Annotated in this window: 21 protein-coding genes and 1 pseudogene; 19 read left to right on the top strand and 3 right to left on the bottom strand. The window is 41.6% G+C overall.

Going from position 1 to position 22,594, the window contains the following annotated elements; all coding sequences use genetic code 11:
• Positions 1-417 precede the first annotated feature (417 nt).
• The 8 genes from DWY07_RS10310 (at position 418) to DWY07_RS10275 (ending at position 9,124) form a co-directional block, all read left to right on the top strand.
• A complete protein-coding gene (locus DWY07_RS10310; RefSeq protein ID WP_117785262.1) occupies positions 418-1,482 on the top strand; it encodes a DUF4118 domain-containing protein in 1,065 nt (354 codons plus the stop codon).
• A complete protein-coding gene (locus DWY07_RS10305; protein WP_008402338.1) occupies positions 1,475-2,179 on the top strand; it encodes a response regulator transcription factor in 705 nt (234 codons plus the stop codon). Before DWY07_RS10310 ends, DWY07_RS10305 begins: the two co-directional genes overlap by 8 nt.
• A 453-nt stretch (positions 2,180-2,632) precedes the next feature.
• Entirely contained in the window at positions 2,633-3,097 is a 465-nt protein-coding gene (locus tag DWY07_RS10300; protein ID WP_008402340.1) for a MarR family transcriptional regulator, read from the top strand.
• A 17-nt stretch (positions 3,098-3,114) separates the two neighbouring features.
• Complete coding sequence (locus DWY07_RS10295) at positions 3,115-4,866, top strand: ABC transporter ATP-binding protein (protein ID WP_117822997.1); 1,752 nt, start codon at positions 3,115-3,117, stop codon at positions 4,864-4,866.
• A gap of 13 nt (positions 4,867-4,879) precedes the next feature.
• Positions 4,880-6,784, top strand: coding sequence for an ABC transporter ATP-binding protein (locus DWY07_RS10290; protein WP_117785376.1), 1,905 nt, complete (start codon positions 4,880-4,882; stop codon positions 6,782-6,784).
• 647 nt (positions 6,785-7,431) lie between these two features.
• A complete protein-coding gene (locus DWY07_RS10285; protein WP_117822995.1) occupies positions 7,432-8,052 on the top strand; it encodes a GDSL-type esterase/lipase family protein in 621 nt (206 codons plus the stop codon).
• Positions 8,053-8,079: 27 nt separating this feature from the next.
• Positions 8,080-8,820: an AzlC family ABC transporter permease gene (locus DWY07_RS10280; protein WP_117822993.1), complete on the top strand. Its 741-nt coding sequence runs from the start codon at positions 8,080-8,082 to the stop codon at positions 8,818-8,820.
• Complete coding sequence (locus DWY07_RS10275; protein ID WP_021943205.1) at positions 8,813-9,124, top strand: AzlD domain-containing protein; 312 nt, start codon at positions 8,813-8,815, stop codon at positions 9,122-9,124. Before DWY07_RS10280 ends, DWY07_RS10275 begins: the two co-directional genes overlap by 8 nt.
• 137 nt (positions 9,125-9,261) lie before the next feature.
• Here DWY07_RS10275 and DWY07_RS10270 read toward each other — a convergent pair whose 3' ends face one another.
• Complete coding sequence (locus tag DWY07_RS10270; protein WP_117822991.1) at positions 9,262-10,281, bottom strand: PD-(D/E)XK nuclease family transposase; 1,020 nt, start codon at positions 10,279-10,281, stop codon at positions 9,262-9,264.
• Between the two features lie 881 nt (positions 10,282-11,162).
• A complete protein-coding gene (locus DWY07_RS13110) occupies positions 11,163-12,464 on the bottom strand; it encodes a hypothetical protein (RefSeq protein ID WP_181983911.1) in 1,302 nt (433 codons plus the stop codon).
• 251 nt (positions 12,465-12,715) lie between these two features.
• On the opposite strand from DWY07_RS13110, the gene DWY07_RS10260 reads away from it, so the two are divergent.
• From DWY07_RS10260 to DWY07_RS10250, 3 genes and pseudogenes are all read left to right on the top strand, one after another.
• Positions 12,716-13,267 (top strand): PTS sugar transporter subunit IIC, encoded by a 552-nt coding sequence (locus tag DWY07_RS10260; RefSeq protein ID WP_242997337.1) that lies wholly within the window; start codon positions 12,716-12,718, stop codon positions 13,265-13,267.
• A 76-nt stretch (positions 13,268-13,343) separates the two neighbouring features.
• A pseudogene (locus tag DWY07_RS13445) lies at positions 13,344-13,529 on the top strand (alpha-amylase family glycosyl hydrolase); the annotation flags it as partial.
• A 1-nt stretch (position 13,530) separates the two neighbouring features.
• Positions 13,531-13,848: a hypothetical protein gene (locus DWY07_RS10250; protein ID WP_117822987.1), complete on the top strand. Its 318-nt coding sequence runs from the start codon at positions 13,531-13,533 to the stop codon at positions 13,846-13,848.
• Here the strand turns inward: DWY07_RS10250 and DWY07_RS10245 are convergent.
• Positions 13,822-14,565, bottom strand: coding sequence for an AraC family transcriptional regulator (locus DWY07_RS10245; protein WP_181983909.1), 744 nt, complete (start codon positions 14,563-14,565; stop codon positions 13,822-13,824). The genes DWY07_RS10250 and DWY07_RS10245 overlap by 27 nt on opposite strands.
• A gap of 233 nt (positions 14,566-14,798) precedes the next feature.
• Here DWY07_RS10245 and DWY07_RS10240 point away from each other — a divergent pair, with 233 nt between their 5' ends.
• The 8 genes from DWY07_RS10240 (at position 14,799) to DWY07_RS10205 (ending at position 22,229) form a co-directional block, all read left to right on the top strand.
• Complete coding sequence (locus DWY07_RS10240; RefSeq protein WP_226801031.1) at positions 14,799-15,830, top strand: cellulase family glycosylhydrolase; 1,032 nt, start codon at positions 14,799-14,801, stop codon at positions 15,828-15,830.
• 115 nt (positions 15,831-15,945) lie between these two features.
• Positions 15,946-16,365 carry a hypothetical protein gene (locus DWY07_RS10235; RefSeq protein WP_117808841.1) on the top strand — a complete coding sequence of 140 codons (420 nt, stop codon included), beginning with the start codon at positions 15,946-15,948 and terminating at the stop codon, positions 16,363-16,365.
• A 2-nt stretch (positions 16,366-16,367) separates the two neighbouring features.
• Entirely contained in the window at positions 16,368-17,345 is a 978-nt protein-coding gene (locus DWY07_RS10230; protein WP_117808842.1) for a hypothetical protein, read from the top strand.
• Positions 17,346-17,460: 115 nt separating this feature from the next.
• The gene (gene cdaA, locus DWY07_RS10225) at positions 17,461-18,405 is read left to right on the top strand and encodes a diadenylate cyclase CdaA (protein ID WP_117808843.1); all 945 of its coding nucleotides are present in this window, start codon (positions 17,461-17,463) and stop codon (positions 18,403-18,405) included.
• A complete protein-coding gene (locus tag DWY07_RS10220) occupies positions 18,395-19,624 on the top strand; it encodes a CdaR family protein (RefSeq protein WP_117822983.1) in 1,230 nt (409 codons plus the stop codon). The genes cdaA and DWY07_RS10220 overlap by 11 nt, the downstream gene beginning before the upstream one ends.
• 95 nt (positions 19,625-19,719) lie before the next feature.
• On the top strand, positions 19,720-20,436 hold the full coding sequence (locus tag DWY07_RS10215) for an NAD-dependent protein deacylase (protein WP_117808855.1): 717 nt from the start codon (positions 19,720-19,722) through the stop codon (positions 20,434-20,436).
• Between the two features lie 30 nt (positions 20,437-20,466).
• Entirely contained in the window at positions 20,467-21,303 is an 837-nt protein-coding gene (locus tag DWY07_RS10210; protein ID WP_117808845.1) for a transketolase, read from the top strand.
• Positions 21,291-22,229, top strand: coding sequence for a transketolase family protein (locus DWY07_RS10205; protein WP_117822981.1), 939 nt, complete (start codon positions 21,291-21,293; stop codon positions 22,227-22,229). Before DWY07_RS10210 ends, DWY07_RS10205 begins: the two co-directional genes overlap by 13 nt.
• The last annotated feature ends 365 nt before the right edge of the window (positions 22,230-22,594 follow it).

Raw genomic sequence — 22,594 nt, 5'->3', positions numbered from 1 at the left:
TTTATTGTATCTGATAAATGTTTTGATATAATAACTTCATAGATATATCGAAAACCGATATATTATTGAGTGGGAAAGTTCATAATATATGCATTTATGTCAGAGAGGATATATATTTTTCAGCCCAATCAGCTCTCCTTGCTGCAAGATTGTGGAAACTCAGAATGAGTGCAGTAGATTATGGTTGCAAAATATGAAAAGCATACATTGGAACGGATGAAGGAAGATCTGATAGTTGTACCGAGAAACGCAGGTATCAGGTCTTCTTTTTTTAGCCTTTTACCATGTCTTAACCATAAAACGTGCTACAATATACGTTGTGACAGTTTAGAATATGAATATATAATAATGATTGTCAGAATTGATTGAAATGGATACGATTGTTATAACAGATTACAAAAAGATACAGCGGAGAAAATGATGAACAGATTCCTGAATTTTACAAAGAATTTTTTAATTACAGCAGCGATATTGGTATGTGGATTTTTGTTGTCCCTGTTTATGCAGAAGGAGTGGGGAAATCAGACTTTGATACCCTCTATTTTTCTGTTGGATGTATTTCTGGTATCCGTTATCACAGATGGTTTCTTATATGGTGCGGTCGCATCTGTCATCAGCATTCTGGCGGTAAATTATGCATTTACATTTCCGTATTTTAAGATTAATTTTACGATCCCGGAAAATATGATCTCTGCCGTTATCATGATAGCTATTGCAGTTATTACCTGCGGATTTACGAATAAGTTGAAGAGTCAGGAACAGTTAAAGGCAGAGAGTGAGCAGGAGAAGATGCGGGCAAATCTGCTCCGATCCGTATCCCATGATTTTCGGACGCCGCTTACAACGATTTATGGTGCAAGCTCTGCAATGTTGGATGACAAGAATGAATTTACGGAGGAGCAGAAGAAAAGTATGCTTCGTGGAATCAAACAGGATGCACAATGGCTGTCGCGAATGGTTGAGAACATGTTATCGATTACCAGACTGGATGGAAAAAATGTTAAGATCATTAAGATTCCGATTGCGCTGGATGAGCTGTTAGATTCTGTCCTGGTTAAGTTCAATAAACGGTATGAAGGTCAGAATGTTGAGATTGACATTCCGGATGAACTGATCATGATTCCGATGGATGCGATCTTAGTCGAGCAGTTGATCCTGAATCTGTTAGAAAATGCAGTTCAGCATGCAGAGGGCATGAATAAGCTTGGGCTTCGTGTATATACGAGTGGGCATTTTGCAGTATTTGAGATCCGGGACAACGGATGTGGTATTCCGGTTGATAAGGTAAAGGATATATTTGCAGGGAAACTGGTTTATGGTGAATCAGGACTTGACAGCAGTAAGAAAAATGCAGGGATCGGGTTGGCGGTATGTACCACGATCGTAAAAGCACATGGTGGTGAGATCTCTGCGGAGAATCTGCAGGATGGCGGTGCTGTTGTGCGGTTTACACTGGATATGGAGGAAACAGAGAATGATTAATAACAGATATAAGATATTGATAATTGAAGACGAAGAACATATTAATAATCTGATCAGTGCGCTGATGGAAGCAAATGGATATCAGGCTGTTTCCGCATATTCCTGTCGTGGGGGACAGATGATGTTTGCATCCCATCGTCCTGATCTGGTCATTCTGGATCTGGGATTGCCGGATCGGGATGGAATGACATTTTTAAGGGAAGTGCGGCAATCATCATTTACACCGATCATCGTTTTATCGGCACGTTCTGATGAGAGGGATAAAGTAGAGGCACTCAATGAGGGCGCAAATGATTATGTAACCAAGCCATTCAGTTCAAATGAACTGGTAGCAAGGGTACGTTCAGCACTCCGTATCGCTACGCATCGGGCAGAGGATGGATTGCGGCCGGGAGGAAGATTCGAGGTTGGAGAGCTGGTTATCAATTATGATGCAAGACTGGTTACGATCGCCGGAAATGAAGTGAAGCTGACACAGACAGAATATAATATTGTAGCGTTGTTATCCGAGCATGCAGGTAAGATGCTGACCTACAGTTTTATCATCAACGAGATCTGGGGATATAATGATTCGGGAAGCCGGAAGAAGCTGCAGGTAAATATGGCGAATATCCGAAAGAAGTTCGGTGCAGTTCCCGGTAAGGAGAATTACATAACGAATGAATTAGGGGTCGGATACCGGATGTGTGATTCATAGAAAAGAATTCTGAAACTCTACAGCATTCGGTCACGGGGATGGCGCTTGTTATAAATAACGTGCTGCGATTTCTGTTCTCTGGACATTGCCCTATTCGTAAATACTCCTGTGCTAACTCGCCTTTGGCTCAGACAAGCACTCGTATTTACTGGCAATGTGCAGTTCACAACGAAATCTCGCAATGTTATTTTATAACAAGCACCATCCCCGTGACCGAGTGCTGTAGAGTTTTTTGTATAATTAGATAATTGACTATAAGAGAAAGATTTTATGTTTTTTAATATAAAATACAGGAAGTGGTGTTGACACATTCTTTTTTTTGAACTAAAATGTAGCGTGCTACACATGAAAAAAGATGTATAGTATGTATAAGATATGCAAGCTATATAACATTAAATGTAAGAGCATTTTCCGGGAATTATACATAGCTGTAAATAAAAGAAAGGAACCGTAATGGAACAGGAAAAGGATATGGATGCAGATCGAAAGCTGCCGTGTGGTCCGGAGAAGGACATCGGTTATTATATTAAGCGGATCAATGATAAGCTGAAGGCCGGATTTGACGCATATTTATGTGACGTGGATCTGACCAGTTCACAGGCAAGAGTGATTGAATATGTGTACTGGAATGGTGGAATGGTGACACAGAAGGAGATCGAGGTATTTCTGGATGTAGCGCATCCGACAGTTGTCGGCATCGTGAACCGTCTGGAAAAGAAAGGTTATCTGAACTGTCATCTGGATGAGAATAACAAACGAAATAAGATGGTATGCAGCACCTGTGAAGCTGAAAAACTGCTCAATAAAATGTATGAAGGCAGGAGAGCTGCGGAACAGAGACTGCTTCATTCTTTTTCAGAGAATGAGGTGGCGCAGGCGAAAAAGCTGCTTGAAAAATTATATGAAAATATCAGATAAAGAAAGAAGGAGGACGTATGATCAGAAAATTATTAAAAAGTTTGCGGGAATATAAGAAGCCGACACTGCTTACGATATTCTGTGCAGTAATTGAAGTAGTATTTGAGATTTTAATTCCACTTTGTATGTCTGATCTGTTGGATTTTGGTATCGAAGGTGGAAAGATGAGTATTGTCGTAAAGGATGGAACATGGCTGATTGTGCTTGCAGCCTTACAGCTTTTAACAGGTGTGCTTGCAGCAGTTCTCGGTGCGAAAGCGTCAGCAGGATTTTCCGCAAATCTGCGACAGGATATCTATGATAATGTCCAGACATTTTCATTTTCTAACATAGATAAGTTTTCCACTTCATCTATCGTAACAAGACTGACCACAGACGTAACGAATATTCAGAACGCATATCAGATGATCATTCGTATTGCAGTCAGAGGACCGATCATGCTGATCTTTTCCGTGATCGTTTCCTTTACGATCAATGCAAAGCTGGCATGGATATTCCTGATCGTTATTCCGTTTATGGGATTCGGTCTGATATTTATAGCAACCAAGGTGCACCCGATCTTCGAACGGGTATTCCACAAATATGACGGTTTAAATAATATCGTTCAGGAAAATGTAAAGGGAATGCGGGTTGTCAAATCCTTTAATTCGCAGGAAGCCGAGATCGGCAAATTCAAACATGCATCAGGTGATATCTATAAGGATTTTGTAAAGGCAGAAAGAATCCTGGCATTTAACTCTCCTTTGATGCAGTTCTTCATGTATGGATGTATGATCGCAATTTCATGGATCGGTGCAAAAGCCATTGTGGCAAGCGGAAATAATGAAGCACTTGGACTTACGACCGGTAAGTTGACTGCACTTATCACATATGCGATGCAGATATTGATGGCACTTATGATGTTATCAATGGTATTTGTCATGATCATGATATCCAGATCTTCAACGGAACGTATCGTTGAGGTGCTTGAGGAGACAACTACGATACAGAATCCGGAGAACCCGGTTCAGACTGTTGCAGATGGTTCGATCGTGTATGATCATGTGGATTTCTCTTACAGCAAACGGGCAGATAAGAAAGTTATTGACGGAGCAGATCTTAAGATCCGATCCGGTGAGACCGTTGGTATTATCGGTGGAACCGGTTCATCGAAGTCTTCCTTTGTCCAGTTGATCCCTCGTCTGTATGATGTGACAGGCGGAACACTTATGGTCGGTGGCGTGGATGTCCGCAAATATGACCTGCAGGTGCTTCGTGATGCAGTTGCAATGGTTCTTCAGAAGAATGAACTGTTTTCAGGGACAATAAAAGAGAACCTCCGCTGGGGAAATGAACAGGCGACGGATGAAGAAGTAAAAGAAGCCTGCCGTCTTGCCTGCGCGGATGAATTCGTTGAGGCGATGCCGGATGGATATGATACCTACATTGAACAGGGTGGAACAAATGTCTCCGGTGGACAGAAGCAGCGTCTTTGTATTGCGCGGGCACTTCTTAAGAAACCGAAGATATTGATCCTCGATGATTCGACCAGTGCGGTTGATACAAAGACCGATGCGATGATCCAGAAAGCATTTGCCGAATACCTGCCGGACACGACCAAGATCATCATTGCGCAGAGAATTTCCTCTGTTCAGCACGCAGATAAGATCGTGGTATTGGATGATGGTAAGATCATGGATGTAGGTACGCATGAAGAATTGATCGTAAAGAGTCCGATCTACAGAGAAGTATATGAATCACAGCAGAAGGGAGGCGGTCAGGATGAGTAAACAGAAGAAACAGATGGACGCACCCGACAGAGAGCAGGGCAGCAGGGTCAATAAAAATACAGCCAAACGGCTGCTGTCCTATATCGGAGCATATAAGAAGACGCTGGTTGTTGTATTTATCTGTATTATCTTAAGTGCACTTGCAAGTGTAGCGTCGGCAATGTTTATCGAGATACTGATCGATGATTATATCACCCCGATCCTTGCAATGGATCATCCGGTCTATACCGGGCTGATCAAGGCACTTTGTATGGTCGGCGTTATTTACCTGATCGGTGTATTTTCTACATGGTTTTATAACTACCTGATGGTAGGGATCGCACAGGGAACTCTGAAAACCATACGAGATGAGATGTTCGAGAAGATGCAGAGCCTGCCAATCCGTTATTTTGATACGCATACACACGGAGATATCATGAGCTGCTATACCAACGATACTGATACGCTCCGCCAGATGATCGCACAGTCCCTTTCACAGATGATCTCATCGATATGTACGGTTGTTGCGGTATTCTGCTGTATGTTATATCAGAGCATTTATCTGACACTGATCGTTGTCGTGATGCTGTTCTTTATCATGAAGCTGGTGAAGGTCATCGGTGGCAAGAGTGGATTTTATTTTATAAAACAGCAGCAGACACTTGGTGCATTAGATGGTTATATCGAGGAAATGGTCAATGGCCAGAAGGTTGTTAAGGTATTCTGCCACGAAGAGAAAGCCAGAGAAGATTTCCAGAAAAAGAATCAGGAATGGCAGCAGGCAGCAGCCAGTGCAAATGGTTATGCAAGCGGAATGATGCCGATGATGAATGCATTTGGTTATGTGCAGTATGTAGTTGTAGCGGTTGTTGGAGCATGGCTTGCGATCTCCGGTGCAACGAATCTGACGCTGGTCGGAACGAATACAGCCACTCTTGGTATGATCGCATCCTTCCTTACGTTGTCGAAGAACTTTACCAATCCGATCTCACAGCTTTCGAATCAGTTTAATGCGATCGTAACGGCACTTGCAGGCGCGGAACGTATCTTTAAGCTGATCGATGAAGAACCGGAAGTGGATAATGGTTATGTAACACTTGCAAATGTCAAAGAGAAAAATGGTGAGCTGGTGGAAGTGAAAGAACGAACCGGAATCTGGGCATGGAAGCATCCACATGAGGATGGCAGTCTTACTTACCAGAGATTAGAGGGCGATATCGTTCTGGATCATGTGGATTTCAGCTACAATCCGGACAAACAGATCCTGCGTGATGTGACGCTCTATGCGAAACCGGGTCAGAAGATCGCATTTGTAGGTGCGACCGGAGCAGGAAAAACGACGATCACCAATCTGATCAATCGTTTCTATGATATAGACGATGGTAAGATCCGGTATGACGGAATCAATATTAATAAGATCCGCAAGAAGGATCTGCGGGCATCTCTCGGTATTGTATTACAGGAGGTCAATCTGTTTACCGGAACGGTTATGGAGAACCTGAAATATGGAAATCCAAATGCCACGGATGAGGAATGTATTGCAGCCGCCAAGCTTGCGAATGCGCATAATTTCATTATGATGCTGCCAAATGGTTATGACACGGTGCTTGCCGGAGATGGAAGCGGATTGTCACAGGGACAGCGGCAGTTGATCTCGATCGCAAGAGCAGCCGTATCCAATCCGCCGGTTATGATATTGGATGAAGCAACCTCCTCGATCGATACAAGAACGGAGGCGATGGTTCAGCAGGGAATGGACCGGCTGATGGAAGGCAGAACCGTATTTGTCATTGCACATCGTTTGTCTACAGTTAAGAATTCGGATGTTATCATGGTACTGGATCATGGCGCAGTCATTGAACGTGGTACACATGAGGATCTGATCGCAAAGAAAGGAACCTATTACCAGCTTTATACCGGAGCATTTGAATTGGAGTGATAAATAGTAAAAACTCTACTGTTATCTGTCTCTGGTGGTTGCTCTTATTATAAAATAACGTGCTGCGATTTCTGTTCACTGCATATGCCTGATTCGTAAATACTCCTGTGCTAACTCGCGTTCGGTTGAGCGGAGCACTTAGTGAAGACGAGCGTTAGCGTAGTTTGAGGTTAGTGTAGCTTACTCTGATCCGGCAACAACGAAATCTCGCAATATTATTTTATAATAAGCATAATACCCAGCCCTAGGAAGCAGTAGAGTTTTTTGCTATTTTTAGGCAGGCGGTAAATGGTGGATAGCGTATTGATTATAGCATGACTAGGTTTGCTATAAGAGAAAGTTATAACGAATTCTAATATTTATGTATTGTATTTTAGTTGGAATTTGTTATATAATTCATACATTCCGAATAGGAATAGTAAGATAATGATGCGCAGAAACAAAAATTGTATTAAGTTTGAACACTTCGGATTACCAAGACAGAGGCATTTGAGTCCGCCGGTCCTTAGGTGGCGCTGTAAGCGGCAGCTTAGTACCGTTGCAGGACGAAACGAGCGGAAGCGTCCTCTGATTGGTAATGCCGAAAGTGTTCAAACATGATGATATTACGTTACGGCATTAGTAAAATATAAGAAGGAGGAAATGCCATGCGACAGGTATTATGCTTTGGTGATTCAAACACATATGGTTATGTGCCGGGAACGGCGGAACGCTATGACTGGGATACCAGATGGACGGGAATCGTAGGAACCGGACTGATGGAAAAGGGATATATTGTACAGGAGGAAGGTCTGTGTGGCAGAACCACAGTATTTGACGATCCGCTTCGTCCGGGCAGACGTGGCAGTGAACTCCTTCCAATCATATTAGAAACCCATAAGCCGGAAGATCTGATCATTTTAATGCTTGGAACAAATGATTGTAAGACATTTTATGGTGCAACGGCAGGCAGTATCGGCTTAGGTATCCGTAAACTTGTGCGACAGATCCGGGATGGTGCGCCATCAGCGAAGATCCTTCTGATGTCACCGATCGCACTGGGCGAGAAGGTCTGGGATGGATTTGATCCGGAATTTGGAAAAAATTCTGTACAAGTGTCCAAAGAGCTGCCGGAGATTTACCGGCAGATCGCAGAAGAAGAGGAACTTTATTATCTGGCGGCTTCTGATTATGCCGTACCATCGGAACGGGATCAGGAGCACATGGATGAAGAAGGACACAAGGCGCTGGCAGAAGCGGTACTGGAAAAGATTTCAGAGATATTGTAATGTGAGTTAGGAGTACAGAGAAAAATTATGATTGGGGAGACTGTAGACAGAAAAGAAGTATTAAAACAGGCATTTGTGAAGGCTCTGCCGATCACAGGAAGTTATCTCTTTGTCAGTATGGCATACGGACTTACGATGCAGGAAGCAGGACTTTCCTGGTTCTGGTCGTTGTTTACCAGCCTGACGGTATATACCGGCGCATTTCAGTTTGTGCTGGTAACATTCTTAAGTAGCGGTGCATCGATCCTCACGATCGCACTGACTGCATTGTTCATGAACAGCAGACAGTTCTTTTACGGACTGACATTTGTTGAAGATTTCAAGAAAATGGGTAAGCGTTATCCATATATGGTTCACACAATGACGGATGAGACATATGCCGTCAATTGTTCCATGCTGTCTTCTGAGGTGATAAGAGATCGTAACGCAGAGAAGGAAAATGACCGGAAGCGCAGATTTGATATTATGTTTTATGTGGCATTATTCAGTCGTATATCCTGGATGGTGGGCGCTGTGCTTGGCGGCATACTCGGTCAGATCCTTCCGGTGAAATTAGAGGGGATCGATTTTTGTATGACAGCGTTATTTATTACGATCGCGATCGATCAATGGAGAAGTGTGAAAGTGCATTTGCCGGCACTTGCCGGGTTTATCGGAGGTGTGCTGTTGCTTCTGTTAATAGGAAAAGATTATTTCCTTCTCCCAACTTTGATTCTGGTATCAGGTCTGTTGCTGATCTGTGAAAGAAAGGTGGAAGCCCATGAATGATCGATATGTATTGATCTGTATCCTTGTGTCTGCAGCGGCGACTTTGTTTATGCGAGCGCTCCCATTTACCATTCTTGGAAAGAGAAAACAAATCCCCGAAAAAATCCGGTATCTCGGACGAATCCTTCCGGCAGCCATCATGGCTGTGCTGATCGTATACTGCCTGAAGGAAGTACCGACCGAATTCTTAAGCGGCGGCTATAAGAAGTTGATCGCAGCCGCAGTTTGTGTCGCCCTTCATGTGTGGAAAAAGAATACATTTGTCAGCATCATAGGCAGTACGATTGTGTATATGTTATTATGAGCAATGACACCGAAAAAAAGGGCTGTCGCACCAATCACTTAGTGCGGCAGCCCTTTTTTATAGTATCCGTTGTAACGAAATTACTTTATTTTATATGATCACATTGTTGGAAAATAATTATGCTAAAGAACCGTGCGTTAGTGTTCTAACGCAGCAAGTTTAGCCTGTAATGCAGCAATTTCAGCATCCTTCTCAGATATTGTGGCATCTTTTTCTTCCAACGCTTTCTTCATCTGTTCGATCATAAAATTAACAGTATTTTCATCCATCTTTTTTAATGCTTTTGAAAACATACTAATAACCTCCTCAGGGCGATACAGATATTCAGATATATCCTGGCATATAGATTCCATCCATGGATAGTTGGATATCAGTGTGGCAAGGTTGTCTGTAGAGTCAGCGGTTAGCAGAGACAACCATGCATTTAGATCGTTGATATCTTTAGCATACTTGCTATTTTTAAATACGTCAAGGTTAACGACATAGTATTCCTGTAAAAGACTCAGATTTACACCAGTATTAAAAATGGTTCTTCCATGATGCAGATAGATATTTGCAAAACGGTCTTTCAGACATTCGTTTGGACTCTTTTCATACATAACAATTGTATAAACAGTTCTCATATCCTTATATGTGAAATCTTTCCCAAGGTTGCTTTTTACGCGTGTATATTGGCGAAGTAGTAGATCTGCGGAATAGCATGACATTCGCTCACCGGGAAATGTGTATGGATTTTTTTGTATTTCTACATTTGCGATAGAACCGTCTTCTAACTGGACGATAATATCCAGAAGTAGGAGAGATGTTGATGGAAGCATGCTGTCTTCATTTGACATAATATATTTAACAGTTACATTTGTGCCGATAATACTGCTGATCAGTCGTGATAATCGTTCCGGGTATATATCTGGGTTGAAGATTTTTTTGAAAAATGGATCATAGGTTAGTGGCAGACTTTTTTTGCCTTCCATAAATTCCATAAAACGTTTTTTCCAGTCATCAGGCCAGTTCTTATATGTCCAATAAAGTTTTGGGTATTGTTTTAATTCTGCAAGGCATTCATCTTCCGTTCGTTGTGGAAAAAGCTGACAAATATTGAATGCGGAATGTTTGGTGCTTGAGTTTTGTGAAATGGTAGTATTGTCCTTGTTATACATAAAAATTCCTCTTAATTTCCGGTACCTGATTTGTCGACAAAACCACCATACCAGAAATAATGGTTTAAAAACCGTTGATGTAATAACTTGTATGGTTTGATGTAACTTTTGGTAAGTGGATGCTTATAAAGACAATCTGTAAATATTTTTCCGGTAAGTATTTTTGATAAAATCTCAAAATTTTACTTATGGTTTTCGGTAAAGTGCCAACCGAATTTTTAAGCGGCGGCTATAAGAAGCTGATCGCAGCCGCAGTCCGCGTCGTTAATAAAATAACAACACCCCGGTCGCGAGGAATGCGTACCAGGGTGGTATTCAAAGGACATACTTTATTATAAACATTTGTATTTTGGACTGTCAATTCGTTGCTGGTTAAGAAATATATAAATTTATGTGTCTATGCGTTGGTTTGTAGGGAGTATACTTATACTTGACACAATGCGCTATTATTAATCATTTAATATTATAAATAATGATTTTTTACTCCAATTTTCTCCCTATCTCACTTTCCCCATTTACGGGATATTGAAAACCAAAAGATTACGGTATTTGATTCGGGCTTTAACTTTGGTAAAAAAAAGGCGGAAAGATATACTCTCCGCCCATCCTATAATAGGATCAAATGAATTTATTAACATATTTATTATAAAATATCCAGATAGTAATGTCAATGAACCCAATCTCCTGATCCATATTTCTTTACCATATCTTATCTAGTAACTCATTGAATATTATGGTCTTTGAGTAACTGCAGGTAAGTATCTGGGAGAAGGATGTTGTCTGATTTACTTTCTTCTCCAAGATAACAAAATCCGTATTTTGATAATGATTGTTCGCTTGTTATCTGTTTTCCATTATATATACTAGCAGGATAAGCCATATTAGCAGAAACGCTCATTTTTTTCTCCACAAACCCGACAGGTATAATCCTGATAATATTCAGACCGGGCTTGTTCGGTTATAACGGTCGTAGTTTCATACTTTGGTTCGTCTGCGGTTGGATGATGGATGGTATCAAGGAGGACCTTGGCATATGCTGCCTGTCCATGGGTTGTTCCTCTTTGATGAGCCTCTAGATCAGAGGCGCTATCATAACAGAAGTCTTTAAAATATATTTGTCCTTCTTTCCTCGCTGTCCACTTTCCATCTCCATTAATGTCAACCCAGCTTTCGCCCTGTTTAGGCTTTTTATTCCATACACAATTTAAACAAACGTGTTTTATATCCTCTGACCACACTTCTTCGTCCCACTCTTTGACCGGGATCTGAACTTCCTTTGTCTTGGCTTTATGGTCAATCTGTTCTGTTACAGAACCCGCCTTCCATAAATGAACATGATTCGCCGGCTGTTTAGACAAAGATCCGTCACTCACAGTTTCATAAGCCTTATTCTTGATAAACACAGTGCTGTTTTTCTGGATCTTCCCCTTGTTATCAACCGGATATTTTTTTCCGGCTGCAGCATAGATCCCGGATGAAACCGCCATACTATTATCGGGCCTTACAATCTGATTATTCTTCACTTTAAAATCCTGTCTGCTACCATTTTTATCTACAAAATAATTGCAGCCACTTGATTTAACGATTGTTGACCGCTGTATCTTTCCATTTTTTACATAAACATCATCGTTCCAGCCATCTTTCAACGCCTTGATGTCACCATTTTTTGTGATCCGGTAAGAAGTGCTTCCGTCATCATAATACTTTACACATCCATCATTGTCGATGAAATAAGACCCCTGCCAACCCATTGCTCTTGAAATGTTTCCGTTCGTATTCACGAAAAAAGATTTTTCATTATAGGTATAAATTTTTCCCTTATATTTCTTTAAATCTTTCTTATCCCATCTAGTGTTATTTCCGTTCCAGACTCTAAATTTACCATTTGTTATTTTTACAGAAACAGTACCGTTTTTTTTAACATAGTAAGTATATAATCCGTTATTATTTAATTTCCAGCCTTTGTTTAGGTTAATAAGACCGTTAGCCCCTACATAGAAATTTTTCTTATGTAGCCGAATGATGGTATTTTTCTTGTTTTTGAATACTTTTGAAGATGGTTTTTTATTGTTAGCAGTATATGTGTAGTATTTGCCGTCTTTGATTTTGGCATACAAATAACCATTTTTTCCGGTGCAATAGGCGATTCTTTTCGATGAATCGAAACTCCAGCCATTATTCAATTTGGAGCCGTTTTTTTTACAGATAAATCGTCCTTTATTGTCATTCCAAGTCAGTGTATAACCTGATTCTCTGCCGGCAAGTTCTGCTTGTTTTTTTTGCTTTTTCTCCATGTGCAGCAACAGAAGCAGATGAAATACGCAATATGAATAAAGAGCAACGAGTAATGCATTATCTTAAAAACCATGATAGTATTTCAACACAACAGGCAATGGAACTGTGTGAATATAAAATACGAGCAGGTGCATGTAAGTTGCTAGATAAAATGATTCAGAATGATATTTTGAGAAAAATAGGAAGTGGACCTGGTACAAAATATATATTTATTGATGACAACTTTGTTGCTCATCGTATGCAGAATGATAACAATGCAGGCAAATGGAAGAGCATGAACCGCCTTGCATGGTGCGGGCCGCTGCTCTGTTCCTTACAGACAGCACTTCCGACGCTTATTGTTGTAATCTTTGGTGCAAATGTAGTCAACTTCATTTTAAAGGTAATTCCGGAATGGGTAACGGATGGTCTTTCCATCGCAGCAGGTATCCTTCCTGTTGTCGGTATCGGTATGCTGATGCGTTACATGCCGATCAAGAAATTTCTTCCATTCGTGCTGATCGGATTTGTCCTTTCCGCATACCTTTCCGTACCGGTGCTCGGTATTGCGATCGTAGGATTTGCAGCAACATTTTGGTATTTCACAAGTGAACTGAAAAAGCAAATGCCCCTGCAGCTACAGCAGTTGCCGGAGCAGGAACATATGAAGCAGAGGGAGATGATTTCGATGAGTATCTCCACAGGTGGATAACGGATATGATATCGCAGATTACAAAGATATAGATCCAAGCCTTGGAACAATGGCAGATTTTGAACCCCTGCTTGCAAGAGCCGTTTCCAGATTCGGAAATGATTCTGAGAAATACCGTGTGATCTCAGCCAAGATGCTTGGAACCTGTCTTCATATGATGCAGGGAACTCCTTATGTATATGAAGGTGAAGAACTCGGTATGACAAATGCAGATTTCACAGAGATCAGCGAATACAGAGATCTGGAAGCGTTAGATATCTATTATGCATCTGGTGGATGATCTGGCAGGATATGTTAGAAAAGAATCCCGCGATGTTCAGAAAGGAGCCATTCTCTTTTCTTCCTCTGAGGATGGCATTCTGATCGGTTGGGATGAAACCAGAGAATATCTGAATACAAGGCCGGGTGTCCATGCTGTAGATGGTGGCTGTGATAACCTTGAATTTAACCGGTCAGATGCAACTAAAGCAGCAGGACTTCAGACACTTGCGGTGATGCTTGGTATTCCCATGAATGAGACTCTGTCAAATAATGAAGACGGCGTTGCTGTTGTATTAGAACGCATCGCTTCGCTCATTTGACAGACCACCCATCTGTTTGCGGTAGGCATTCGGTGTCAGACCATATTCTTTTTTAAAACAATTTACAAAATGACTGCAGGACGCAAAATACAGAAATGAACTGATTTCTGTACAGCTCGCCTGGCTGTTTAACAGCATGTAGCGAGCCGTCCTGCATTTTTCTTTTATGATATATTGTGAGAGACTGCAGTTCATATCTTTTTTGAACAGACGGGTCATATAGTCCGGGTGGAGCTTCACTGCATCGGCGACATCCGATACCCGGATCGGTTCTGTGATATGGTTGTTGATGTAGGAGACGGCCTGCATGACATGATAAGACAGTCCGGGACTGTTATGAAGCTCGTGCATGGCAAGTACAAAATCCTTCACAACAGCTCCTTTTCGCGGATTCAGTTGTTCCGGTGTCAGACATGCGTCGATTTTTCGGATATGCATATCACTTAAAGTATAGGCCTGTTCCGGATCCAACCCGGCCTCGATACAGAAACGTGTGATCATGGCAGTCAGAATGACCAGATGGTACTTTTTGTTCTGCAGTGGGGATGAAGACAGCTTTCCCATGCCTTCCATGGTATCTGCATTCATATTTAGCTTCAGCAGCTCCATATCCCCATTTGCGATCCGCTGGTAAAATGAATACTCTGCCTCCATCGGCAGGTGATAAGACTGTTCCTCCTGCTGCGCTAATAACAGTTTCTGTAATTCTTTATTCATGGAAATACTCCTTTCATATAATATACAGCTATAAAAATATTTGCATATAGGCATTATTTTATCAAATGAACGGATTGTCCATCTCTAAAAATACAATCAGAACAATGAAGGTCAGCTATGCGATATAAAAATCGGATATATTATATTCCCTACATATGCATTTATAGTATCATAAATTCAGAAAATAACAATTACAAATTTATTATTTGCTAAATGAAAAGGAGATCATGCATATGAAGACATGGAAAGGGTATCAGAAGGGTGTTAATCTGGGAGGCTGGTTTTCCCAGTGTGATTATTCCGAGGACAGATTCAATAATTTTATTACGGAAGATGATTTTAAAGAGCTTACAAGCTGGGGACTGGATCATCTCAGACTGCCGGTGGATTATAATCTGGTAGAGACAGAAGACGGACAGTATAAGGAAGAAGGTTTTGCACGGATCAAACGTGCACTGGAACTCGGACATAAATATGGTTTCAATATGATTCTTGACCTGCATAAGACCGCCGGTTATTCTTTTGATCCGGGAGAAAAACAGAGTGGATTTTTTGGAAACGAAGCTCTTCAGGAACGCTTCTACAGATTATGGGAAGAATTTGCAAAGCGCTTTGGCGGATATGGAGATAAAGTTGCATTTGAATTATTAAATGAGGTAGTAGATAAAGAAGATGGTGCCGTATGGGCAGAGATCGCACCAAAGTGTGTCGAACGTATCCGTGCATATGCACCGGCAACTGATATTCTGATCGGTGGTTACTGGCATAACAGCGTGCAGGCAGTCAGAGATATTCCGATGCCGATGGATGAACATATCATATATAATTTCCACAGCTATGACCCTCTTCTTTTTACACATCAGGGCGCACAGTGGGTAGATGATATGCCGGCGGATTATCATATGGAATTCAAAGGCAGCATGGAAGATTTTTGTGCATATGCAAAAGCACACCTGCCTGCAAAACTTGCGGGAACGCTGTCGATCCTTGATTATAAGGGCAATCTTGATTCAGCATATTTTGAAGACCTGTTTGCCGATGCGATCGCTGTTGCAAAGGAGCGAAATGTAGCACTTTATTGTGGTGAATATGGTGTGATCGAAAACGCAGATCCGGCAAACACTGTATTATGGTATAAAGCCATCCATGAAGTATTTGCAAAATATGGTATCGGCCGTGCGGCATGGTCATACAAGGAGATGGACTTCGATCTTCGCGCTGATCGTCTGAAACCGGTATTTGCTGAACTCAAGAAATATTTTTAAGGCGTTAATTCTATTTAAGAAACTTTTTCCGGCGCATGCTTGCTTATTCTTTTCGTATGGATTATAATAACAAAAGCTGATTTTTGTAGAAAGAAAAGAAGTAGGAGAAAACAAGATGGTAAACGAAGAAAAGGTCAGATTGATGACCAGACTTGCCATGTACGAACAATCTACAGGAAAAGAAGATCTGGAAAAAGGCAGATATTTCAAATCAGACTATGTAAAATACAACTGTCTGAAGACCCTGGTATCGACAACGATATTATTTGTGATCGTGGTAGCGGCCTATATTTATTACAATATGGGCAAACTGATCACGGAGCTTGTAGATATAGATCTGTTCGGTCTGGCATATAAACTTCTTATAGTATATGCGGTTGTTTGCGTAGTATTTATGGTTCTTGCATGGTTTCTATACTCCTATAGATACACCAAGGCAAAGCCTCATATCATAAAGTACAATCAGGATCTGAAGAAGCTGATTGCTTTCTATGAGAAAGAGGACAAAACCAAAGGGAAGAAGAGGAGGAAGTAAACATGGCATCACTTTTGACATTCAGAGATGGAATTAAGAATTTTTGCAGTAAATACGATAGGATCGTAGCACCGGCTATCCGGTTCATTCTCGCATTGCTGATGTTCTGGTCCATTGTACATATTACAGGCGGACATAATGAAACGATATCCAGCGGGCTGGTTATTTTTCTTCTTGCTGTTGTATGTGCATTTATTCCGGAAAGTCTTACTTATGCAATTGGTGGAGTTGTTGCATTTATGAATTATTTTTCGGGCAATAAAGAAACAGGCATATCATTTATTGTTTTATTTATTATCATGTATTGCCTGTATATCCGGTTTTTCCCGAAAGCAACATGGGTGGTCATGTATGCCCCATTATTTTTCATTATTAAAATGCAGTATGTGCTTCCGATTCTTGCAGGTATGTTTGTAGGACCGATCGCGATCGTTCCGTTAGCTTTTGGTGCTGTCTTCTATTATTTTTCATTAGATGCATCCAATTATCTTGCAGAACTGAGTAAGACAACAGATACAGAAAATATGCTTGAAAGTTATAAATATATATTCCAGCATTTGATTGATAATAAAGATCTTCTGCTTACGATTGTTGTATTTGCAGTTGTTCTTATTATTACGCATGTGATATACAGATTATCGGTTGAATATTCATGGTATGCGGCAATTATTGTTGGTGGTCTGTTTGAGATTATCTTATTCCTGGTTGGAAATGTTGTACTCAATGCAAGCATCTCGATTGGAGAGATTCTGCTGGGTTCGATCTGTGCAGTGATCATTGCGGTTGTAGCGCAGTTCTTCAAAACAGTTGTGGATTATTCAAGAGTGGAGAATACACAGTTTGAAGATGAGGAATATTATTATTATGTAAAAGCTGTTCCAAAGATCGTTATGACGAAACAGCAGAAGAACGTAAAAAAGATCAATACAGTATCACAGAATATCGCTGATGAAGATTCAGTAAGTGGTGTTACGAGGTAAAATGAATTCTTGCATATGACCTGACGTTTTTGTCAGGTCATATCTTTATCCCACCATATAGGAAGGCTGATACAGCCTTTGTATATCCGGAATATTCAGAAAGGAGAGATATCGAATGGATAAGATCCTGGCATTTATGAGAACATATTTTGACTGGTTTTACATTACCACACCGGATATCAGTGACATTATTGAGATCCTGATCCTTTCATATGTGATCTATAAGATACTGATGTGGTTTAAGAGCAATCGTGCATGGACACTATTAAAGGGTATTGTTCTAATCCTGTTATTTACGATTCTGGCATCCCTGTTCCAGTTTAATACGATTCTGTATATATTGAAAAATGTGTTCAGCATAGGTATTCTGGCAGTTATCATTTTATTCCAGCCGGAGTTCCGGCGAGGTCTGGAAACACTTGGACGAAAGAAATTTTTTGATTATATCATGCATGAAGATGCAGATGAAAGAAAGTTGAGTGACAAAACGATTTATGAGCTGATCAAGACAGTAACTGTTTTATCAGCGAACCGGACAGGTGCATTGATCGTTATTGAAGACAAGGTCGCACTGGGTGAATATATTGATACGGGAATCCCTGTTGATGCGGTTGTAACGAACCAGCTTCTGCTTAATATATTTGAGCATAATACACCGCTTCATGATGGTGCAGTCATCCTCAGAAATAACAGAGTGGTTGCAGCAACCTGTTATCTTCCATTGTCAGCCAATCTCTCTATCAACAAGGAGTTGGGAACCAGACATCGTGCAGGTGTAGGTATCAGTGAGGTGTCCGATAGTGTAACACTGATCGTATCAGAGGAGACCGGCTCGATCTCGATCGCAAAGGGTGGCGAGCTGTATCGAAACCTGGATACAGAAAGTGTCCGGAACCATCTGGAACTGTTAAATCAGGAGGATGGAAAGAAAAAGGATGAACGCCGGCAGAGGGATGGCAAACGCAAAAAGAAGAGTACTGAGAAAAAGACCAGTTCAGGTAATGTAAAAAGTGGAAAGTCTTCTGATAAGAGAAAGGAGGCTGACGGCAATGAAAGATAAATTATTCAGTAACTGGGGATGGAAACTCTTATCATTGATCCTTGGATTTGTTGTCTGGGTCACAGTTTTAAATGTGGATGATTATTCAACCACACGGCAGATCAGAGATATACCGGTTACCCTGATCAATACAGATGCGATTACGGACAAGAATCAGTTGTATGATATTGTGTCCGGTGAAACAGTGGACATCATCGTAAAGGGCAGACGTTCAGTTGTAAATGCACTTGGAGCTTCTGATTTTACAGCAGTTGCGGATATGTCAAAATTGTCGATCACAAATGCTGTAAATATTACGGTGACAGCGAATTCATCGTCTGTAAATAACAATATCAGCATTACGATCGTAGATAATGTACTCCAGGTAGAACTGGAGGAGGAACAGACGGCATCCCTGCCGGTAACGGTTACGACAAAGGGTGAAACGGCAGAAGGATATACGACCGGTATTCCGGTATCTACGCCGAATCTGATAACGGTAAAGGGAGCAGCAAGCGTGATCGAACGGATTGAGAAGGCAGAGGTACAGGTGGACGTATCCGGACGGACTTCAGATGTAACAGCAACCTGCACACCAATCTTCTATGATGCAAATGGTGACGCGGTATCCGGTAAGAAGCTGGAAAGCAAGGTGACCGGAGTGTCTGTAACTATACCGGTTTATAAGACGAAAACGGTAGCAGTAAAGCTGGACACAACCGGTGTTCCGGCAGATAATTATAAAGTAGTGAACGTAGAATATGTGCCGAATGAAATAACAGTTGGAGGACCGGCAGATGTGCTGCAGAATCTCACGGAGATAACAGTAGATGATATCGATGTATCCGGATGCAGTGAAGATCTGGAAAGTACGATCGAGATATCTAAGTATTTGCCTGATGGAGTTGTTCTGGCAGATGAGAATACAAGCATCAGCGTCCATGTAGCGATTGAACGGAATATCAGCAGAACAATGACGATATCAGCCAATGATATTACGATTGAGAATAAACTGACGGACTATGATTATGCTGTTCAGTTTCCGGAGGGAAATACAGTTGTGATATCAGGGCTTTCTGATGAGGTTGCCAAGCTTACAGCGAAGGATCTGAAGATAACGATTGATGCGGAAACATTATCCATTGGTGCAAATACGGTTGAGCTGTCGATAAAAGACAGCGATACATACACAGTGGACAGTACCTGTAAAGTGGATATAGAAGTTACGGCAATGCCGTGACACAGCAAGGACAGGCAATAGTAGAACTACAATAGGAAGGTTGCGCTATTGCCTGATCCTGTATTATGCAGAAGGGAGACTGATATATGGAACAAATGAATGAGAAAATTGCAAAGTTAAAAGAAATTGTTGCAGGTTCGGAACGTATGGTTTTCTTTGGTGGAGCGGGTGTTTCTACAGAGAGCGGGATTCCGGATTTCCGCAGTGTGGATGGATTGTATAATCAGAAATACAAATATCCACCTGAAACGATCATCAGTCACAGCTTCTATATGCGTGACCCGGAAGAGTTTTACCGTTTCTATAAGGATAAGATGATCTATCAAGATGCAAAGCCGAATATGGCACATAAAAAACTTGCAGAACTGGAAGCGCAGGGGAAACTTGCAGTGATCGTAACACAGAATATTGACGGCCTGCATCAGATGGCAGGAAGTAAGAATGTGATTGAGCTGCATGGTTCGATCCATAGAAATTATTGCACAAAATGTCACAAATTCTATGATCTGGATTATATTATTCAATCAGATGGTGTACCAAAATGCAGTTGTGGTGGAATAATTAAGCCGGATGTAGTATTATATGAAGAGGGTCTGAACAATGACGACATTGAGAATGCAATCCGGTATATTTCGGAGGCAGATACATTGATCATTGGCGGAACCTCGTTGGTTGTTTATCCTGCCGCCGGACTGATCCGGTATTTCAGAGGAAAACACCTGGTAGTTATTAATATGTCGCCGACACAGACGGACAGTCAGGCAGATCTTCTGATCGCTGACAAGATCGGAAAAGTGCTGGGACAATTATAAAAATGAAAATAAAACGAAATGGAGAAAGACATGAACAAACTAGACCTTCAAAAAAAGGCTGTTGACATCCGTAAGGGAATTGTTTCCTCCGTACATTCTGCAAAAGCAGGACATCCGGGCGGATCACTTTCAGCAGCAGACATTTTTACTTATCTTTATTTTGAGGAATTACATGTGGATCCGAAGAATCCAAAGGATGAGAACAGAGACCGTTTTGTATTATCCAAAGGACATACAGCACCGGGTTACTATTCAGCCCTTGCTGAGAGAGGATTTTTCCCGGTTGAGGATCTTCTGACCCTGCGTCATATCGGTTCTTATTTACAGGGACACCCGGATATGAAGCACATTCCTGGTGTGGACATGTCATCCGGTTCTCTCGGACAGGGACTTTCTGCAGCAGTCGGTATGGCACTTGCAGCAAAGATGTCCGGTAAGGAATACAGAACCTACTGCCTGTGCGGAGACGGAGAGATCCAGGAGGGACAGATCTGGGAGGCTGCTATGTTTGCAGGTCACAGAAAGCTGGATAACCTTGTAGTGATCGTAGATAATAATAACCTTCAGATCGACGGAACCGTTGAGGATGTATGTTCCCCATATCCGATCGATAAGAAGTTTGAAGCATTTAATTTCCATGTAATTAATATCGACGGAAATGATTTTGATCAGATCGATGCAGCATTCAAGGAAGCAAAGGCAACCAAGGGAATGCCGACAGCGATCATCGCCCATACCGTAAAAGGTAAGGGAGTATCATTCATGGAGAACAATGTGGGATGGCATGGTAAAGCTCCGAATGACGAGGAGTATGCGATTGCAATGGAAGAACTGGAAAAGGCAGGTGACGTGTTATGTCAGAAGTAAAGAAGATCGCAACAAGAGACAGCTATGGTAATGCATTGGTTGAGCTTGGAAAAGAACATGAGAACCTGATCGTACTGGATGCAGACCTTGCAGCAGCAACAAAGACCGGAATCTTCAAGAAAGCATTTCCGGAACGCCATGTAGACTGTGGTATCGCAGAATGTAATATGGCAGGCATCGCAGCCGGAATGTCAACCTGTGGATATGTGCCGTTTATGAGCTCCTTTGCGATGTTTGCGGCAGGCAGAGCTTTTGAGCAGGTAAGAAACAGTATCGGATACCCACATCTGAATGTAAAGATCGGAGCAACTCACGCAGGTATCTCCGTAGGAGAAGACGGAGCAACCCACCAGTGTAATGAAGATCTTGCACTGATGAGAGAGATCCCTGGCATGGTGGTTATCAATCCATGTGATGATGTAGAAGCAAGAGCAGCCGTAAAGGCAGCATATGAATATGTAGGACCTGTCTATATGAGATTTGGAAGACTGGCAGTACCGGTCATTAATGATGAGATAACCTACAAGTTTGAGATCGGCAAGGGCGTAGAATTACGGCCTGGAAAGGATATCACGATCATAGCAACCGGACTTCCGGTATCTGAGAGCTTAGAAGCTGCGAAGTTTTTGGCAGAGGACGGTATCGATGCACAGGTGATCAATATCCACACGATCAAACCGCTTGACGAGGAACTTGTCGTAAAGGCAGCACAGGCAACCGGCAGAGTGTTCACGGTAGAGGAGCATTCGATCATCGGTGGACTCGGTTCAGCGGTTATGGAATGTCTGGCAGAGAAGAATCCGGTTAAGGTAACAAGGATCGGTGTTCGCGATACCTTCGGTGAGTCCGGCCCGGCAAAGGACCTGCTTCATAAGTATGAACTCGACGCAGAGGGCATCTATAAGCAGATCAAAGCAGCATTATAAAGGCTATGTAACAAAAATAAAGATACATTATTTATTATTACGCAAGTCACGTTCGGGAGCCTTTGAAACAAAATGGAAAATACATTACATATTATTACGCAAGTCGTTTGCACTCTATTCCAACGCAACGGTACTAAGTTCCTCGCCTATGGCGACTCACTAAGAACCGGCGTTGGAAAAGGCTTGCTACATAATAGTAATGCTATTTTCCATTTGTACTTTAAGTATTCGTGTCCGAACGTGCTTGCTGCATGATGATAATGTATCTTTATTTTTGTATCTAAGTGCCTTTATAACGCTGCTTTTTATAGATAGAGGGTATGGCGGCAGACAGGGCAATAAAATGAGATACACATATGTAGAGT

The organism is Clostridium sp. AF23-6LB (assembly GCF_003461085.1).
Classification (GTDB): Bacteria; Bacillota; Clostridia; order Lachnospirales; family Lachnospiraceae; genus Coprococcus; species Coprococcus ammoniilyticus.
The sequence above is the reverse complement of the archived record's forward strand: the minus strand, read 5'-3'. Positions and strand labels throughout refer to the sequence as shown.

Coding starts and splice junctions, on each gene's coding strand:
- DWY07_RS10235 (WP_117808841.1), top strand. CDS start 15,946: ATGGTAAACGAAGAAAAGGTCAGATTGATGACCAGACTTGCCATGTAC.
- DWY07_RS10270 (WP_117822991.1), bottom strand. CDS start 10,281: ATGTATAACAAGGACAATACTACCATTTCACAAAACTCAAGCACCAAA.
- DWY07_RS10240 (WP_226801031.1), top strand. CDS start 14,799: ATGAAGACATGGAAAGGGTATCAGAAGGGTGTTAATCTGGGAGGCTGG.
- DWY07_RS10245 (WP_181983909.1), bottom strand. CDS start 14,565: ATGAATAAAGAATTACAGAAACTGTTATTAGCGCAGCAGGAGGAACAG.
- DWY07_RS10300 (WP_008402340.1), top strand. CDS start 2,633: ATGGAACAGGAAAAGGATATGGATGCAGATCGAAAGCTGCCGTGTGGT.
- DWY07_RS10210 (WP_117808845.1), top strand. CDS start 20,467: ATGAACAAACTAGACCTTCAAAAAAAGGCTGTTGACATCCGTAAGGGA.
- DWY07_RS10205 (WP_117822981.1), top strand. CDS start 21,291: ATGTCAGAAGTAAAGAAGATCGCAACAAGAGACAGCTATGGTAATGCA.
- DWY07_RS10280 (WP_117822993.1), top strand. CDS start 8,080: ATGATTGGGGAGACTGTAGACAGAAAAGAAGTATTAAAACAGGCATTT.
- DWY07_RS10305 (WP_008402338.1), top strand. CDS start 1,475: ATGATTAATAACAGATATAAGATATTGATAATTGAAGACGAAGAACAT.
- DWY07_RS10290 (WP_117785376.1), top strand. CDS start 4,880: ATGGACGCACCCGACAGAGAGCAGGGCAGCAGGGTCAATAAAAATACA.
- DWY07_RS10275 (WP_021943205.1), top strand. CDS start 8,813: ATGAATGATCGATATGTATTGATCTGTATCCTTGTGTCTGCAGCGGCG.
- DWY07_RS10285 (WP_117822995.1), top strand. CDS start 7,432: ATGCGACAGGTATTATGCTTTGGTGATTCAAACACATATGGTTATGTG.
- DWY07_RS10220 (WP_117822983.1), top strand. CDS start 18,395: ATGAAAGATAAATTATTCAGTAACTGGGGATGGAAACTCTTATCATTG.
- DWY07_RS10310 (WP_117785262.1), top strand. CDS start 418: ATGATGAACAGATTCCTGAATTTTACAAAGAATTTTTTAATTACAGCA.
- DWY07_RS10230 (WP_117808842.1), top strand. CDS start 16,368: ATGGCATCACTTTTGACATTCAGAGATGGAATTAAGAATTTTTGCAGT.
- DWY07_RS10215 (WP_117808855.1), top strand. CDS start 19,720: ATGAATGAGAAAATTGCAAAGTTAAAAGAAATTGTTGCAGGTTCGGAA.
- cdaA (WP_117808843.1), top strand. CDS start 17,461: ATGGATAAGATCCTGGCATTTATGAGAACATATTTTGACTGGTTTTAC.
- DWY07_RS10250 (WP_117822987.1), top strand. CDS start 13,531: ATGCATCTGGTGGATGATCTGGCAGGATATGTTAGAAAAGAATCCCGC.
- DWY07_RS10295 (WP_117822997.1), top strand. CDS start 3,115: ATGATCAGAAAATTATTAAAAAGTTTGCGGGAATATAAGAAGCCGACA.